19 protein-coding genes are annotated in these 16698 nt (G+C 44.3%); 2 read left to right on the top strand and 17 right to left on the bottom strand.

Going from position 1 to position 16698, the window contains the following annotated elements; all coding sequences use genetic code 11:
* Positions 1–13: 13 nt before the first annotated feature.
* The 17 genes from atpF to VTH8203_RS12670 form a co-directional block, all read right to left on the bottom strand.
* Positions 14–484 (bottom strand): F0F1 ATP synthase subunit B, encoded by a 471-nt coding sequence (gene atpF / locus VTH8203_RS12590; RefSeq protein ID WP_096993989.1) that lies wholly within the window; start codon positions 482–484, stop codon positions 14–16.
* 82 nt (positions 485–566) lie between these two features.
* Positions 567–821 (bottom strand): F0F1 ATP synthase subunit C, encoded by a 255-nt coding sequence (gene atpE / locus VTH8203_RS12595; RefSeq protein WP_006073065.1) that lies wholly within the window; start codon positions 819–821, stop codon positions 567–569.
* Positions 822–881: 60 nt separating this feature from the next.
* Positions 882–1688, bottom strand: a complete 807-nt coding sequence (atpB, locus tag VTH8203_RS12600; protein ID WP_006073067.1) for a F0F1 ATP synthase subunit A — start codon at positions 1686–1688, stop codon at positions 882–884.
* Positions 1689–1696: 8 nt separating this feature from the next.
* A complete protein-coding gene (locus VTH8203_RS12605; RefSeq protein ID WP_096993990.1) occupies positions 1697–2086 on the bottom strand; it encodes a F0F1 ATP synthase subunit I in 390 nt (129 codons plus the stop codon).
* 191 nt (positions 2087–2277) lie between these two features.
* Positions 2278–3159: a ParB/RepB/Spo0J family partition protein gene (locus VTH8203_RS12610; RefSeq protein ID WP_096993991.1), complete on the bottom strand. Its 882-nt coding sequence runs from the start codon at positions 3157–3159 to the stop codon at positions 2278–2280.
* 23 nt (positions 3160–3182) lie between these two features.
* Positions 3183–3956 (bottom strand): ParA family protein, encoded by a 774-nt coding sequence (locus VTH8203_RS12615; RefSeq protein WP_038224165.1) that lies wholly within the window; start codon positions 3954–3956, stop codon positions 3183–3185.
* Positions 3957–3969: 13 nt separating this feature from the next.
* The gene (gene rsmG / locus VTH8203_RS12620; protein ID WP_167385819.1) at positions 3970–4605 is read right to left on the bottom strand and encodes a 16S rRNA (guanine(527)-N(7))-methyltransferase RsmG; all 636 of its coding nucleotides are present in this window, start codon (positions 4603–4605) and stop codon (positions 3970–3972) included.
* Entirely contained in the window at positions 4602–6497 is a 1896-nt protein-coding gene (gene mnmG, locus VTH8203_RS12625; protein WP_096993992.1) for a tRNA uridine-5-carboxymethylaminomethyl(34) synthesis enzyme MnmG, read from the bottom strand. Before mnmG ends, rsmG begins: the two co-directional genes overlap by 4 nt.
* Positions 6498–6968: 471 nt before the next feature.
* Positions 6969–7406, bottom strand: coding sequence for an FMN-binding protein MioC (gene mioC / locus VTH8203_RS12630; RefSeq protein WP_096993993.1), 438 nt, complete (start codon positions 7404–7406; stop codon positions 6969–6971).
* Between the two features lie 9 nt (positions 7407–7415).
* A complete protein-coding gene (mnmE, locus tag VTH8203_RS12635; protein WP_096994021.1) occupies positions 7416–8777 on the bottom strand; it encodes a tRNA uridine-5-carboxymethylaminomethyl(34) synthesis GTPase MnmE in 1362 nt (453 codons plus the stop codon).
* A gap of 111 nt (positions 8778–8888) precedes the next feature.
* Complete coding sequence (yidC, locus tag VTH8203_RS12640; RefSeq protein WP_096993994.1) at positions 8889–10511, bottom strand: membrane protein insertase YidC; 1623 nt, start codon at positions 10509–10511, stop codon at positions 8889–8891.
* Positions 10512–10513: 2 nt separating this feature from the next.
* Positions 10514–10771 carry a membrane protein insertion efficiency factor YidD gene (gene yidD, locus VTH8203_RS12645; RefSeq protein WP_096993995.1) on the bottom strand — a complete coding sequence of 86 codons (258 nt, stop codon included), beginning with the start codon at positions 10769–10771 and terminating at the stop codon, positions 10514–10516.
* Positions 10738–11094 (bottom strand): ribonuclease P protein component, encoded by a 357-nt coding sequence (rnpA, locus tag VTH8203_RS12650; RefSeq protein ID WP_096993996.1) that lies wholly within the window; start codon positions 11092–11094, stop codon positions 10738–10740. Before rnpA ends, yidD begins: the two co-directional genes overlap by 34 nt.
* A 9-nt stretch (positions 11095–11103) precedes the next feature.
* Positions 11104–11241, bottom strand: a complete 138-nt coding sequence (gene rpmH, locus VTH8203_RS12655) for a 50S ribosomal protein L34 (RefSeq protein ID WP_004400210.1) — start codon at positions 11239–11241, stop codon at positions 11104–11106.
* Positions 11242–11459: 218 nt separating this feature from the next.
* A complete protein-coding gene (locus VTH8203_RS12660; protein WP_096993997.1) occupies positions 11460–12197 on the bottom strand; it encodes an amino acid ABC transporter ATP-binding protein in 738 nt (245 codons plus the stop codon).
* Positions 12194–12865 carry an amino acid ABC transporter permease gene (locus VTH8203_RS12665; protein WP_096993998.1) on the bottom strand — a complete coding sequence of 224 codons (672 nt, stop codon included), beginning with the start codon at positions 12863–12865 and terminating at the stop codon, positions 12194–12196. Before VTH8203_RS12665 ends, VTH8203_RS12660 begins: the two co-directional genes overlap by 4 nt.
* Before the next feature lie 69 nt (positions 12866–12934).
* On the bottom strand, positions 12935–13699 hold the full coding sequence (locus tag VTH8203_RS12670; protein ID WP_096993999.1) for an amino acid ABC transporter substrate-binding protein: 765 nt from the start codon (positions 13697–13699) through the stop codon (positions 12935–12937).
* 393 nt (positions 13700–14092) lie between these two features.
* Between VTH8203_RS12670 and dnaA the strand changes: the two genes are divergently transcribed.
* Positions 14093–15499 carry a chromosomal replication initiator protein DnaA gene (gene dnaA, locus VTH8203_RS12680; RefSeq protein WP_096994000.1) on the top strand — a complete coding sequence of 469 codons (1407 nt, stop codon included), beginning with the start codon at positions 14093–14095 and terminating at the stop codon, positions 15497–15499.
* Positions 15500–15586: 87 nt separating this feature from the next.
* Positions 15587–16687: a DNA polymerase III subunit beta gene (gene dnaN / locus VTH8203_RS12685; RefSeq protein ID WP_096994001.1), complete on the top strand. Its 1101-nt coding sequence runs from the start codon at positions 15587–15589 to the stop codon at positions 16685–16687.
* Positions 16688–16698 lie beyond the last annotated feature (11 nt).

Genomic DNA, 16698 nt, shown 5'->3' on the forward strand with positions numbered 1-16698 from the left:
TGCGCCCCTCGCCTTAAAGTTTCGCAGTAATATTGTCGAGAATATCTTTTTGCGCATCTTTATCGATAGTACGCTCAAGAATCTTCTCAGCACCAGCTACAGCCAGAGTTGCAACTTGTTTGCGCAGCTCATCACGGGCACGGTTACGTTCAGCTTCAATTTCTGCTTCTGCTTGCGCAAGAATCATTTGGCGTTCTGCCAAAGCTTCTTCACGAGCTTCATCGATAATTTGTGCTTTACGCTTATTTGCCTGTTCAATGACCTCTGTTGCAGTGCGCTTCGCTTCCTTCATTTGGTCAGAAGCGTTGGCTTGTGCTAGATCCAAGTCTTTAGCAGCGCGTTCAGCCGCTACTAGACCGTCAGCAATTTTTTTCTGACGTTCTTCAATCGCATTCATGATTGGCGGCCATACATACTTCATGCAGAACCACACAAACAGTGCAAATGAGATTGCTTGACCTAGCAGAGTTGCGTTCATATTCACAACAGCTACCCCTCTAATAGTTCATTGACGAGCTAAAGTTTAATCAGGTGACAAGTCCGAAACTTGTCTGAGAAAAAGCTGATTAACCTAGCTGACCAACGAACGGGTTCGCGAATGTGAATAGCAGTGCGATAACAACACCGATCATAGGAACCGCATCAAGTAGACCTGCGATGATGAACATCTTAACTTGAAGCATCGGAGCCATTTCAGGTTGACGAGCCGCGCCTTCAAGGAATTTACCACCTAGAAGACCAAAACCGATCGCCGTACCAAATGCTGCCATACCGATAATGATACCTACGGCGATTGCAGAAAAGCTCAGTAAAGTTTCCATTACTATCTCCAATTTATAGTTGTTGGCTTAAATTTGCCCAAATAAAAAGCGTTAATAAAGTTAGTGATCGCTGTCTTCGTGTGCCATTGATAGATAAACAATCGTTAGCATCATAAACACGAAGGCTTGAATCGTAATAACCAGAATATGGAATATCGCCCATGGTAGTGAGCCCATCCATTGTAAATACCATGGTAGCATTGCAGCACAAAGAATGAAGACCACCTCACCCGCAAACATGTTACCGAACAGACGCATACCGAGAGACAGTGGCTTTGAAAGCAAAGACACAACTTCGATCAGCATGTTGAAAGGAATCATGATTGGATTGTTAAATGGGTGTAGAGTCAATTCTTTTGTAAAGCCAACTAGACCTTTTACTTTGATGCTGTAATAAATCATCAGAGCAAAAACACCTAGCGCCATAGCCATGGTGATATTGACATCAGCAGAAGGAACCACTTTGAGGTAAGGGATGCCCATCTGCTCTGCAGGGTAAGGTAAGAAGTCAATTGGAACAAGGTCCATGACGTTCATTAAAAATACCCAACAGAAGATAGTTAGTGCTAAAGGCGCGATTAGCGCGTTGCGTCCATGAAACGTTTCTTTGACGTTGTCGTCAACGAATTCCACGATCATTTCAACAAAACACTGCAGCTTGCCCGGCACACCAGCTGTTGCTTTCTTAGCTACTGAACGAAATACTCCAAGGAATATCAGACCAGTAAACACAGAAAAAAACAGGCTATCGATATGTACGTTCCAGAAACTCGTCTCCTCCACTAAACCCAGACTTCCTAACGAAAGGTTGGTCAAGTGGTGAGTGATATATCCGGCCGATGTTAGCGCTTCACCTGGCGCAGCCATAACTCATCCTATTTTTTGTTGTTGACGAATATTACTGGTGCCATAAGGTTAATTAAGACGGCCAGTAAAAAAGTGAGATTCAAGGGAATCACTTCCACCTGAATATACATGTAAGCCATTGAGAATAGAGCAACCGTAATGAGGATTTTCAGAGTCACTCCTGCGTAGAAAGACGCGGCAACCTTTTTCGCTGCTCGAGCCCCACTAAACAAAAATGCACACAATGCAAAAACCGCATTAGCGATAACAAAACTGCCACCACCAATGAGCGCTGAAATTCCCCACTCAGCATTTACAGCCACTGCCATTCCAACAGCTACCAATGTAACCACGCTGGCTTGGATCAGTAACAATCGCTTTGCAAGCTCTCGTCCTGGTCTAGCTAGCACAGCTACCATGTATTCTTTCCTATAGTTTTTTCCACAATGCACCTAAATTACTACTGTGCTGGGAGATTCGCGAAAATTATACTTTCCGACAAAGTTATTGCAATCAAACACCACCAAAAAGGTGCTATTTCATTCACAAAACCGTAACTTTCGCACAAAATTTCAATTTATAAATAATTGACCTACATCAATTATCTCATTTAGCTCTCAAGCTTGGCAATAAGTTGCTCCAATTTGTGAGGTTCATCAAGACTTATCGTTACTTTTGCTTTTCCGCTTGCATTTCGGACAAGAGACACTTTTGCACCTAGAATTTCACTTAAACGATGTGAAATTTCTTTAGCATCACGGTCTTCTGACTGTTTTTTCTCTAGAGAGTTCGGTTTTAAGCACTTTTTCACTAAATCTTCGGTTTGACGAACTGTCAGCTGTTTCTTAGCAACCGTGTTTGCCACCTCACATTGAACTTCACCTTCCAATGCCAAAAGTGCACGAGCATGACCCATATCTATCTGTTTAGATTCAACCAGTTTCTTAACTGATGATTCCAGTTGATTCAGACGAAGTAAATTACTCACCGCTGTACGTGACTTACCAATCACATCCGCGACTTGCTGGTGGGTTAATTCAAATTCATCCTGCAATCGTTCTAAAGCTTGCGCTTCTTCAATCGCATTTAAATCTTCACGTTGGATATTTTCGATCAGTGCCATCGCAACAGCAGCACGGTCTTGCACATTCTTAATGAGACAAGGCACCATTTTCAGGCCAGCTTGTCTTGCGGCACGCCAACGCCTCTCACCTGCGATGATTTCAAATTGGTCGTGACCGACTCTTCTGACGACAATAGGCTGAATAATGCCTTGCGATTGGATGGAGGCTGCAAGCTCCTCGAGCGCTTCGGGAGCCATATCTTTGCGTGGCTGGTAAATACCTGGACGCAGACTGTTAATTGAAAGCTCAGCCAAATCACCATCCGTTGATAAGCTTTGACTTTGCGTTGCGACTTGTTGTTTTTCTCGGGCCATAGAGCTCGTCGACAGCAGAGCGTCGAGCCCTTTTCCTAAACCACGTTTAGACATTGAATCTATTTTCCTTAAGAGCGTTAAGCCAATACTTCTTCGCGTCGTAGCATCTCACCAGCAAGAGCAAGGTAAGCTTTGGCACCAGCGGAATACTTATCGTAATACATCGCTGGTTTACCATGGCTTGGCGCTTCTGCGAGGCGTACATTCCTAGGGATAACGGTTCGATAAACCTTATCGCCGAAGTGCTTTTTCAACTGTTCAGACACTTCATTAGCGAGGCGATTACGAGGGTCGTACATGGTACGAAGTAACCCTTCAATCTTCAGGTTTTCATTGACTACCGCTGCCAACTTACTAATGGTATCCATCAATGCCGTCAGTCCCTCTAAGGCAAAGTATTCACATTGCATTGGCACTAACACTGAGTCAGCAGCGGCCATTGCATTAATTGTAAGTAGGTTCAAAGAGGGAGGACAATCGATAAAGATGAAATCATAGTTATCGCGGATTGGCGCAAGTGCATGTTTTAAACGCACTTCTCTGGCAAATACTTCCATGAGTTTAATTTCTGCAGCCGTGACATCTCCATTCGCTGCAATAAGGTCAAACTGACCGGAAGTGTCCTGACAAACTACCTGTTCAAAAGGAAGCTCATCAACCAGTAAATCGTAAGCAGTTGTTTCAACCTGATACTTATCGACGCCACTGGCCATCGTCGCATTTCCCTGCGGATCAAGATCTATCACCAATACCTTACGTTTGGTGGCAGCCATTGATGCCGCTAAATTTACACACGTGGTAGTTTTACCAACGCCACCTTTTTGGTTCGCAATAGCGACAATTTTTCCCACGACAACCTCTCCATTATCCCTTCTTGGATAAGATTACAAGATGACGGTCACCTTCCAACTCAGGAACTTGCAAAGGTTTGACATCGATCACAGAACACCATTCCGGCAGCTCTGAGACTTCCTGTTCGTGAAGTTGACCTTTTAGTGCATAGAAGCGACCGGTTTGCGACTTTGGTAAATGCTCACACCAATTTACCATATCCGTCATCGAGGCAAATGCCCGACTCAACACACCGTCAAAACCATTTTCTGGATCAAACTCTTCGACACGAGATTGCACGGCTGTGACATTTTTCAGTTTAAGTTCGTGAACGACTTGTTTAATAAATCGAATACGCTTTCCTAAACTATCAAGTAGAGTGAATGAGCTCTGTGGGTGCATGATAGCCAGAGGTATCCCAGGAAGCCCTGGTCCAGTACCAACATCAATAAAACGCTCGCCCTCAAGGTGTTCACCAACAATGATGCTATCGAGGATATGTTTCACTAACATCTCTTCTGGATGACGTACTGAAGTCAGATTGTAAGCTTTGTTCCACTTATCAAGTAACTGCACGTAGCCAACAAGCTGTTGCTTTTGAAGCTCAGAGACCTCTAACGAGGTCTCTGCGAGTAATTGTTCAAGTTTTACGATTAAGTTGTTGCTCACGCGGCTTCACCTTTTTTAAGCAATCCTTGTTTTTTCAAGTAAACCAGCAAGATAGAGATCGCAGCTGGGGTAATACCTGATATACGTGATGCGATACCAACCGTTTCTGGTTTCGCTTCTGAAAGCTTAGCGACAACCTCATTCGATAGCCCTTTCACGTCACTGTAATTGAGATCCGCAGGGATCTTAGTATTTTCATGACGCAATGACTTCGCGATCTCGTCTTGTTGACGTTGGATATAGCCTTCGTATTTCACTTGAATTTCAACTTGCTCACTGGCTTGTTGATCATCCATCGCTGGAGCAAAAGCGTCCAAAGAGGTCAATTGTGAATAATTTAGTTCCGGACGACGCAACAGATCTTCACCGCTTGCTTCACGAGAAATTGGTGTTTTCAGCAACGCATTCAGTGCTTCGATACCAGAAGATTTTGGGTTAACCCAGGTTTCTTTTAAACGCTGACGTTCGGTCGCCATATTGTTTAATTTCTCGTTGAAACGAGCCCAACGTTGCTCATCAATCAAGCCTAATTTGTGCGCGTGCTCAGTCAAACGAATATCGGCGTTGTCCTCACGAAGCAATAAACGGTACTCGGCGCGAGAAGTAAACATACGATAAGGTTCTTTCGTTCCCATCGTCGACAAATCGTCAATGAGCACACCCATGTACGCTTGATCGCGACGTGGGCTCCAGCCCTCTTTGCCTTGTGAGTACAAACTTGCGTTTAGACCGGCCATTAAACCTTGTGCAGCGGCTTCTTCGTAACCTGTGGTACCGTTAATTTGACCCGCAAAGAACAGACCAGATATAAACTTAGTTTCATAAGTTTGTTTTAAATCACGCGGATCGAAAAAGTCGTATTCTATCGCATAACCAGGGCGGACAATGTGCGCATTCTCAAAACCCTTCATTGAGCGGACGATTTGTACCTGAACATCAAATGGCAGACTGGTTGAGATACCATTTGGGTATAACTCATGTGTAGTGAGTCCCTCAGGCTCGATAAAGATCTGGTGACTATTTTTATCCGCAAAACGCATTACCTTATCTTCAATCGATGGGCAATAACGAGGTCCAATACCTTCAATCACGCCTGCATACATCGGGCTGCGATCTAGGTTGTTGCGAATAACGTCATGGGTCGACTCGTTGGTGTGAGTGATAAAACACGGAATCTGTGTCGGATGCTGAGTTCGGTTACCCATGAAAGAAAAAACAGGCGTTGGATTATCGCCGTGCTGAACCTCTAGCACAGAGAAATCGACGCTTCGAGCATCAATACGTGGTGGCGTACCTGTTTTTAAACGATCAACTCTAAACGGCAATTCTCTTAGACGTGCAGCCAAAGCAATAGAAGGCTGATCACCCATTCGACCACCAGAAGAGCTTTCCATACCGATGTGGATCTTTCCGCCAAGGAAAGTACCAACTGTTAATACCACCGATCTTGAATGGAATTTCAATCCCATTTCAGTAACAACGCCACGGACTTGATCTTGTTCTACGATCAAGTCATCGACGGATTGTTGGAATAACGTCAGGTTTGGCGTGTTCTCTAATGAGCTGCGCACATAAGCTTTGTATAGTGCTCGGTCTGCTTGAGCGCGAGTTGCACGAACTGCTGGACCTTTTGACGCGTTCAGAGTTCGAAATTGAATACCTGCATGATCAATGGCCTCAGCCATTAAACCACCCATAGCATCCACTTCTTTAACCAAATGTCCTTTACCTATGCCACCAATGGCTGGGTTGCATGACATTTGACCTAACGTATCAATATTATGAGTTAGGAGTAGTGTTTTTTGCCCTGTACGAGCAGATGCGAGTGCGGCTTCCGTTCCTGCATGTCCGCCACCAACAACGATGACGTCAAATGTTTCGTGATAAAGCATGAACCGACCTCAGTATTCAATCGATAAATTTAGACAAACCAAAAGGAGCGATATTCTACCGCTTTTCTTGAAGTGAGAAAAACGGTTTTCACATTTTTTGGATCCAAGAAATAGATAGTATAAAGATAAGATCTATATATATGATCTTTTATTAGATCTATTATTAGGATCCTCGTTTTCTGTGGATAACTCAAAAATGATCAACAAATCCATAGATCTTTTAATGATCGCTTGTTGTGATCTAGTGTTGATCTGATTCTGTATTAGTTGGGATCAAAATGCATGGTTATACACAGGCGTTTGAGGGAGATTAAGTTGTTCTTTGGATAAATATAGGTTTTTCACCGGAAAGATCATGTTTTATCCACAGTCTGGTTGGGTGATTATTGTACAGTATGAACTGATTGAAGTTGAAAAGTTACGCACAGGCATAAAAAAAGCGGCTAAAGCCGCTTATGGTTAGGGTTACTTCTAATTAAACTTGCTCATATGCTCGTTAAGCCAAACTTCTGCGGCGTCTTCGGGTACAGGATCGTTTAATACATCGATTTCTAGGCAGTCGGTTAACGGAGTTGCACCTATGCTTTCCAATAGCTCATAGGCATGTTTTCCAGCTGCGCAAAATGTGTCATAGCTAGAGTCGCCAATACCAACAACCGCGTATTTTACGTTTGACATGCGAGGTGGTGTATCTTGCAGAGCCGCGATGAAAGGTTGAATATTATCTGGGTAATCACCCGCTCCATGTGTTGACGTGATTAATAGCCAAATCCCTTCGGCCTCTATGTCACTCAGTTCAGGCTGATTGTGTATTGTGGTTTCTAACCCTTGTTCTATCAGTAGGTCACTCAAGTGATCACCGACATATTCCGCACCGCCAAGTGTGCTACCTGTGATGATATGAATCATTAATGTTCCTTATTTACCAATACAGAATGAAGAGAAGATTCGTCCAAGCAGATCGTCGGAGCTGAACTCTCCAGTAATCTCATTCAGATGTTGTTGGGCAATACGTAGCTCTTCAGCCAGAATTTCGCCCGCCATATAGCCTTCAAGTTGCTGCTGTCCAATATCGAGATGTTCAGCCGCTCGTTCTAGCGCATCGAGGTGTCGACGTCTTGCCATAAAGCCACCTTCATTGGCGCCAGAGAAGCCCATGATTGCTTTAAGGTGTTCTCTTAGTGCTGGCACCCCTTCGCCTGTTCGTGCTGAGAGTCGAATTAAGGTTGGATCGTTAACGTGACAGATCCCAAGCATTTCACCGGTTTCATCCACTTTATTACGGATCACGGTAATGCCGATCGAGTTTGGTAAGCGATCGATAAAGTCAGGCCAAATCTCTTTCGGATCCGTAGCATCAGTGGTGGTGCCGTCTACCATAAACAGCACGCGATCGGCTTGCTCGATTTCTTCCCATGCTCGCTCGATACCAATACGTTCCACCTCATCAGAGGCATCGCGAAGACCTGCGGTATCGATAATATGCAGTGGCATGCCGTCAATATGGATATGCTCTCTTAGGACATCTCGAGTTGTGCCAGCGATATCGGTAACGATAGCTGACTCTTTCCCTGATAGGGCGTTGAGCAGGCTCGATTTACCTGCATTTGGGCGACCAGCAATGACCACTTTCATCCCTTCACGCATAATCGCACCTTGATTGGCTTCTTTGCGCACCAATTCAAGATTATCAATGATGTGTTGCAGATCACCTGCGACTTTACCATCAGCGAGAAAATCGATTTCTTCTTCTGGGAAGTCGATAGCCGCTTCGACATAAATACGCAGGTGGATCAGCGACTCAACCAGCACTTGAATGCGTTTAGAGAATTGACCTTGAAGTGATTGCAGTGCTGACTTTGCCGCTTCTTCTGAGCTAGCATCAATCAAATCCGCAATGGCTTCTGCTTGGGTTAAATCCATTTTGTCGTTGAGGAACGCGCGCTCACTAAATTCGCCAGGTCTTGCTGGACGGACGCCTGGAATGAGCAGGATGCGTTTAATTAGCATATCCATAACAACAGGGCCGCCATGTCCTTGCAGTTCAAGAACATCTTCACCGGTAAACGAGTGTGGGTTAGGGAAGTAAAGGGCGATCCCTTGGTCAAGCTCGCTGCCATCTTGTGCTCTAAATGGCAGATAATCAGCGTAGCGTGGCTTCAGCGTTTTCCCTGTCACTTGTAAGGCAACCTCTGCAGCAAGAGGGCCTGATACTCGTATAATGCCCACGCCACCGCGGCCTGGGGCTGTGGCTTGTGCCACAATAGTGTCTGTTGTCATTGTGTTGCCTAATCGCAGTACTTTAGCCAAATTGTAATCATGGTAAATGAAAAAGGCGACCATTTAGGTCGCCTTTTATTCTATTCGTTTATCGTCAACGAATCAGTAGGACTACTTAGAGTGTAATCCTTTCTTTTCCAGCGAACGATAAATCAAGGTTTGCTGAATCAGAGTCACGATGTTCGATACCAACCAGTAAAGCACAAGGCCTGATGGGAACCATAGGAAGAAGAAAGTAAACATAACCGGCATAAAGGTCATGATCTTCTGCTGCATCGGGTCGGTTACCGTTGTTGGGCTCATCTTCTGGATCATGAACATACTTGCACCCATTAATAGAGGCAGAATGTAGTATGGGTCTTGAGCTGAAAGGTCATGAATCCAACCGAAGAACGGTGAATGACGCAGTTCAACTGACTCCATCAGTGCCCAGTAAAGCGCAATAAAGATTGGCATTTGTAGCAAGATTGGAAGACAGCCACCGAGAGGGTTTACTTTCTCTTTCTTGTACAGTTCCATCATCTCTTGACTCATGCGTTGACGGTCATCGCCGATACGCTCACGCATTGCTTGCAGTTTAGGCTGAAGCATACGCATTTTCGCCATAGAGGTGTATTGCGCTTTTGTTAGTGGGTACATGGCACCACGAACAATGAAGGTCAAAAAGATGATCGCTACACCCCAGTTTCCAACGAAACCATGAATAAACGATAGTAACGAATGAAGTGGTTTTGCGATAAACCATAACCAACCATAATCGACAACAAGATCTAGGTTTGGCGCGGTTTCAGCCATCTGTTGTTGTAGTTTAGGGCCTGCCCAAAGCGTCGCTTTCAGTGTTGCCGATTGACCATCTGCAATAGTGGTGTTTGGCATGCGAACGCCGATGTCACCTAGGTTACCGATCACTCGAGTGTAAAGGTTAGTACCTGGTGCTTCACGAGGAATCCAAGCGGCTGCAAAGTAATGCTGGATCATCGCCGCCCATCCTTGGCCATCAGTCAGGTTGAGGGACAGATTACGCTCTTGCATGTCCTCGAAGCTGTATTTTTTGTAGCGAACATTTTGTGTGGAGTATGCACCACCAGTGTAGGTTGGCATAGTGATGCTGCCACCTGCATCTTGAAGGTTTTGACGAAGATGAGCGTACATACCAAATGTGGCATTTTGACCAGATTTGTTGTCCACAACGTATTCTACATCCAATGCATAATAGCCGCGCTTGAGTACAAATGTTTTGGTGTAGCTAATACCATTTGCTTCATAAACAAGTGGAATGCGCAATTCATCTTGACCATCTGCAAGAGTGAGATTATCTGTTGCCACAGTGTAAGATGGACGCGTTGTACTGCTCAGATCAATGCCTTGAGGACCCACCAGACCACTTTGAGCGATAAATTGGTGTCCTTGGGAATCTTTTAGAAGTTCAAACGGTTCGCTAGATTCTAACTCAGTTGTGTAATCGTTTAATTTTGCGGTTACTACATCCCCGCCAACGGTGTTGATGCCGAGTGTTAAAACGTCAGTTTTCACTGTAATGATTTTTTCTGCTGCCGTCTGGGTTTGACCAGGTGCAGGATCATGCTCATCAGCGAAAGATGGCGCAGGTAGAGTACTGCTTTGCGTCTGTTGAGTCGGAGCTGGTGCTGGATTCTTGTACGATTGCCATTGTTGGAATAGCAAAAAAGAAACCAAAGCCAAACCGATTAACAGAATATTACGTTGAGAATCCATCGTTATTTATCTCTGTCTTGTTTTTGGACTGGTGGAACGGGGTCAAATCCCCCTTCATTCAAAGGATGGCATTTTAATAGACGTTTGCCTGATAACCAACATCCTTTTACAAAACCGTGAGCTTTCAAGGCTTCTATTGCGTAAAGAGAACAGGTTGGGGTGAACCGACAGCGAGGTCCGATTAGAGGACTAATGACCCATCGATAAAGATGGACGAGTCCGATAGCTAACCACGCGAAGGGCGAGACAGGCGATGCCATAGCTTATCTAGAAGTTTGAACATTTCTTCATTGCTTAGAGTTTGCGCACTCTTCTTTGCAATTACAACAAAATCTTTGCTTGGAAGCTCATGTTGTTTGTTACGAAAACTTTCACGTACCAGACGCTTGAAGTGGTTTCTATCTACAGCTGTTTTTATCTGCTTTTTAGGAACCGCAAGACCAAGGCGAGGGTGAGAAAAAGAGTTTTTACGAGCAATGATGGTGAAATGAGGGGAGCCAGCTCGATGAGCTTGCTTAAATACGGTTTGATAATGCTCGGGAGTTAACAAACGTAACTCCCGATTAAAGGCGTGCTTATTCAAAATAGGAAATTATTTTGATAGGCGTGCACGGCCTTTAGCACGACGTGCGTTGATTACTTTACGACCGTTCTTAGTCGCCATGCGAGCACGGAAACCGTGAGTACGCTTGCGCTTTAGAACTGAAGGTTGAAAAGTGCGTTTAGACATGGTTATTACCTTTACTGATCAGTAGTTTTAGGTTCTCGTTGAACCCGGCGTGGGACACATTTCCCTTCTTCTTTCTCTATATAGAGATAGAGAGGAAATCCGACGCCTCTCAACAAAGAGGCGGAATTGTAATCACTGACTCGTCAAGAGTCAATAATCAGTTCAACTTCAATACCGGTGGGCGAATTATACTTTTTGTGAGCCAGAGCGCAAGGATCCTATTCGATCCCAACCTGATTTAAAAATTTCTTTAGTTGGATATCTTGTGGATCGTTAAAAATTTGCTCTGGTGTTCCTTGTTCCACGATATGGCCGTCAGCCATGAAGATCACTTTGTCGGCGACTTCTTTCGCAAATTGCATTTCGTGAGTCACAACAAGCATAGTTTGATGCTGAGTTGCGAGCTTTTTCATTAGGTTAAGTACTTCACCTACCCACTCAGGATCGAGTGCTGAAGTTGGTTCGTCGAAAAGCAGCAGTTCAGGTTGTAATGCCATTGCTCGGCCAATACCGACGCGCTGCTGCTGACCACCAGAAAGGGAAGCAGGGTATTGTTCCCCTTTATCTCCCAGACCAATGTCATCGAGAATTTGTTGTGCTTTATCAAGAGCTTGTTCTTTTTTCCAGCCCTTAACTGTTATTAAGCCTTCGGCGATATTTTGCCGTGCAGTCATGTGCGCGAACAGTGCGTAGTTCTGAAACACAAAACCGGTTTTACGTCGCAGAGCCAGCACTTCTGCTTTACTATGACGCTGACAATCGACCCTGACATCGTCGATGGTGATGTGGCCTTCATCAGCTTGTTCGAGGAAATTGACACAACGTAATAAAGTGGACTTTCCGGTACCACTCGAACCAATTATGACAATAATCTCACCCTGTCTGATATCAATATCGATGCCTTTTAGCACTTCAGTGTTACCGAATCGCTTGTGGATATTTTTTAGTGTAATCATCGTTGATAAGCCTTATTCAATTTCTGCTCTGCCACGATTTGTACGCGAGTAAGCACTAACACTACACCCCAATAAATCAATGCAACGGCTAGAAACGCTTCAAAAAATCGGAAGCTAGATGACGCTTCCATTTGTGCTTTTGCCATAATTTCTGCGACACCAAGCGTGAAAGCCAATGATGTGGATTTGATCATATCAATGAAATAGTTCATCAATGATGGCAAAGCGACGCGTGTCGCTTGTGGCAAAATTATTCGACGCATGGCTTGGCTCGTTGTCATCCCTACTGACAAGCTGGCTTCCATCTGACTTCTATCAATACCAATAATTGCAGCGCGAATACTCTCTGCCATATAAGCGGCAAAATGTAACGTCAGCCCTATGACCGCCGCACTAAATGCATTCAGCCCGACCATCCAAGGAAAAATTTGTGGTAACCCGTAATAAAGAAGGAAAAGCTGCACTAGTAATGGTGTGCCACGAAAAAAGCTAATGTAGAGCTGACTGAGTTGATCCAATACCGGGATCTTAAACACACGAATATTGGCCAGAATAACGGACAGAATCAGTGAGAAAACCAGTCCCCACACTGCCATTTCCATTGTTGTACTCAAATACTTTAATAGTATCGGCATCAACTCAAGCATGTATTGAAAATCAAATCCCATAACAGTACCACACTCTTAGAAAAACAAACGCCCACTACAGAGAGTAGTGGGCGTATTAATAGTAATCACTTACTTCTTAGTGATATCAGCGCCAAACCACTTCTCAGAGATTGCAGCTAGCGTCCCATCTGCACGCATGTCAGCAAGCGCGCTATTGACCTCTTGTTGCAGTTTTTGACCTTTGTCATTGTTCACAAATGGCCAAGCATTCTCGATGGTTTCAAAAGGTTGACCGGCAAGTTGCAGTGGTAGGCCTGTTTTTTTGATAAGTTCAAGGGCAGAGAGACGATCCATTACAAATGCATCGGCGCGACCTAAAGCCACATCATGCTCAATACCTGTGTCGTAAGTTTTGATAGTGATTTTGCCGTCTTTATCATGACTACGTAGTAATTGCTCGAAGTTGGAACCAAGGTTTACAGCGACGGTTTTGCCAGCCAAATCATCGATGCCTTGAATGCTGTCATTGCCTTTACGAACAGTAATCTGAGCACCATCAACGACGTAAGGGTCAGCGAACAGATATTTCGCTTTACGAGCATCTGTCATAGTGATCTGGTTAGAGATAGTGTTGATACGACCTGTCTCAAGTAAACCAAATAAGCCTGAGAAATTTGCTGTCACGTATTCAACGTTATAGCCATTACGGCGACCAATTTCATCCCATAGGTCAACCTCAAACCCTTGTAGCTTATCTTGTTTAACAAATGTAAATGGGAAGTAACGACCAGACATGCCGACTTTCACTTCTTGTTGTGTAGCAGCATATGCTGCTTGAGATACGGTTGCAGAAAGCGCTAAAGCTGTAAGAAGGCCTTTTATCCAGTTTTTCATATTACTACTCCTACCTGTGTATGGAGAAGGATGTTACTGGCAAATATGTCGATAAGTTAAATAACTAGTTGTTATTAAACATAACAAACCCGGGGTTGAACGTTGGCTTTTTCGTCACTCTTTTCGTGATCAGTAAAAAGATAATGACAGCTTTAATGTGGATCTATGCACAAGTTAGATCAACATAGTGTTTTTGTGGGTAGATCTGTGTTTTGTGCATTCATTTGTGAGTAAAATTAGGGGAAATTGTGCGGATCAAGCGAATTTGGCCGAAAAAATTGTGAATAACTTAGATCTTATTCACTGGATCGCCGATCATTTGCTGGCGATCTTGGTTATCAACAGGTAAAATTACCAATCTTTTCCAATTCAAATTAATAGAGTGAGAGCACCGTGTCATCTTCGCTTTGGTTGCAATGTTCGCAACGACTACAAGAAGAGCTACCCGCTACCGAATTCAGCATGTGGGTCAGACCATTACAAGCTGAACTTAATGACAACACCCTAACTCTATTTGCGCCTAATCGCTTTGTATTAGATTGGGTACGTGACAGATACTTAAACAGCATCAACCGCCTACTGAAAGAGTATTGCGGTAATGACGTACCGAACTTACGTTTTGAAGTTGGTAGCAAGCCAGTGTCTGCGCCACCAGCGCCTAAGCCTGTAAAGACTGCGGCTGATGTTGCCGCAGAGTCTTCAGCGCCAGCACAGCTGCAAGCACGTCAGCCTGTGCATAAAACGTGGGATGATGAGACTGAAGTTTCCGATATTAATCATCGCTCTAACGTTAACATCAAGCATAAATTCAATAACTTCGTAGAAGGTAAGTCGAACCAACTCGGCTTAGCTGCCGCGCGTCAAGTTGCCGATAATCCTGGTGCAGCATACAACCCACTGTTTTTATACGGCGGTACAGGCCTGGGTAAAACGCACTTGTTGCATGCGGTAGGAAACGCGATTGTTGATAACAAGCCAAACGCTAAAGTGGTGTACATGCACTCTGAGCGTTTTGTTCAAGACATGGTAAAAGCGCTACAAAATAACGCGATTGAAGAATTTAAACGCTACTATCGTAGCGTTGATGCATTGCTTATCGATGACATTCAGTTCTTTGCCAATAAAGAACGTTCACAAGAAGAATTCTTCCATACCTTCAATGCGTTATTAGAAGGTAATCAACAGATCATTCTTACCTCTGATCGCTACCCTAAAGAGATAAATGGGGTAGAAGATCGTCTGAAATCTCGTTTCGGCTGGGGTTTGACGGTGGCGATCGAGCCTCCAGAGCTTGAAACCCGCGTGGCAATTTTGATGAAGAAAGCAGAAGATCATCAAATTCACCTTGCTGATGAAGTTGCGTTCTTTATTGCTAAGCGTCTGCGCTCCAATGTGCGTGAGTTGGAAGGGGCGTTGAACCGCGTTATTGCTAATGCAAACTTTACAGGTCGCCCAATTACTATCGACTTCGTTCGAGAGGCGCTACGTGATCTCTTGGCATTGCAAGAGAAGCTGGTGACCATAGATAACATTCAAAAAACGGTTGCTGAGTACTATAAAATCAAAGTGGCAGACTTGCTGTCAAAACGACGTTCTCGCTCGGTCGCACGCCCTCGTCAGTTAGCGATGGCGCTGGCGAAAGAGCTAACCAACCACAGTCTTCCGGAAATTGGTGATGCATTTGGTGGCCGTGACCACACAACGGTGCTTCATGCTTGCCGTAAGATTGCTCAGCTACGCGAAGAAAGTCACGATATTAAAGAAGACTATTCGAACTTAATTCGCACGCTTTCTTCATAATAGTGGCATAATCGCTATAATTAGCATTCAAGTTATTGTATTTCGCATATAAGTGGCATGGATTGCCAGCTTTACGAAGAGTTATCTATGAAATTTACTATCGAACGTCATCACTTATTAAAGCCGTTACAACAAGTCTCTGGCGCACTAGGTGGCAGACCAACACTACCTATTTTGGGCAATTTGCTATTGAAGGTTGAAGAAGGGGTGCTTTCCCTTACTGCAACCGACTTAGAAGTTGAACTAGTAAGTAAAGTGACGTTAGAGAGTGAGTTTGAGGCAGGCAGTGTCACTGTGCCTTCGCGTAAATTCCTAGATATTTGTCGTGGATTACCAGATGACTCTAACATCACTATCGTTTTAGAGGGTGATCGCGTACAAGTACGTTCCGGGCGCAGCCGTTTTTCGCTTTCTACATTGCCAGCCAGTGACTTCCCAAATATTGAAGATTGGCAACAAGAAGTTGCAGTGACAGTGACTCAAGCTGAGCTTAAGTCACTGATAGAAAAAACGCAGTTCTCAATGGCGAACCAAGATGTTCGTTATTATCTCAATGGTATGTTGTTTGAGTTGGACCAAAATACGCTGCGCTCTGTTGCGACAGATGGTCACCGTATGGCGGTTGCCTTAGTATCACTTGAAGGCAGTTTTGATAACAAACAAATTATCGTGCCGCGCAAAGGTGTGCAGGAGCTGTCTAAATTATTAGATGCTCCAGAGCAGCCTGTTACGCTGCAAATTGGCAGTTCAAATATTCGCGCAGAAGTAAATAATTTTGTTTTTACTTCTAAGCTAGTTGATGGTCGTTTCCCGGATTATCGCCGCGTTTTACCGCAAAATACCGACAAGACTCTAGAAGCAAATTGCGATGAATTGCGACAAGCGTTTTCGCGTGCTGCGATTCTTTCTAACGAGAAATTCCGAGGTGTACGCGTTAATCTTGATCAGAATGAAATGCGCATTACTGCGAATAACCCTGAACAAGAAGAAGCGGAAGAGATGTTGGACGTAGAGTTCCAAGGTGATGCGCTAGAGATTGGCTTTAACGTGTCCTACGTACTAGATGTTCTAAATACGCTTCGTTGTGACCAGGTTCGTATTTCGATGTCAAATGCCAATGCGAGTGCGTTAATTGAAAATAGCGAAGATGACAGTGCCATGTATGTGGTGATGCCGATTCGCCTCTAAGTTAGGCATGA

Source organism: Vibrio thalassae, assembly GCF_900089835.1.
Lineage (GTDB): Bacteria > Pseudomonadota > Gammaproteobacteria > Enterobacterales > Vibrionaceae > Vibrio > Vibrio thalassae.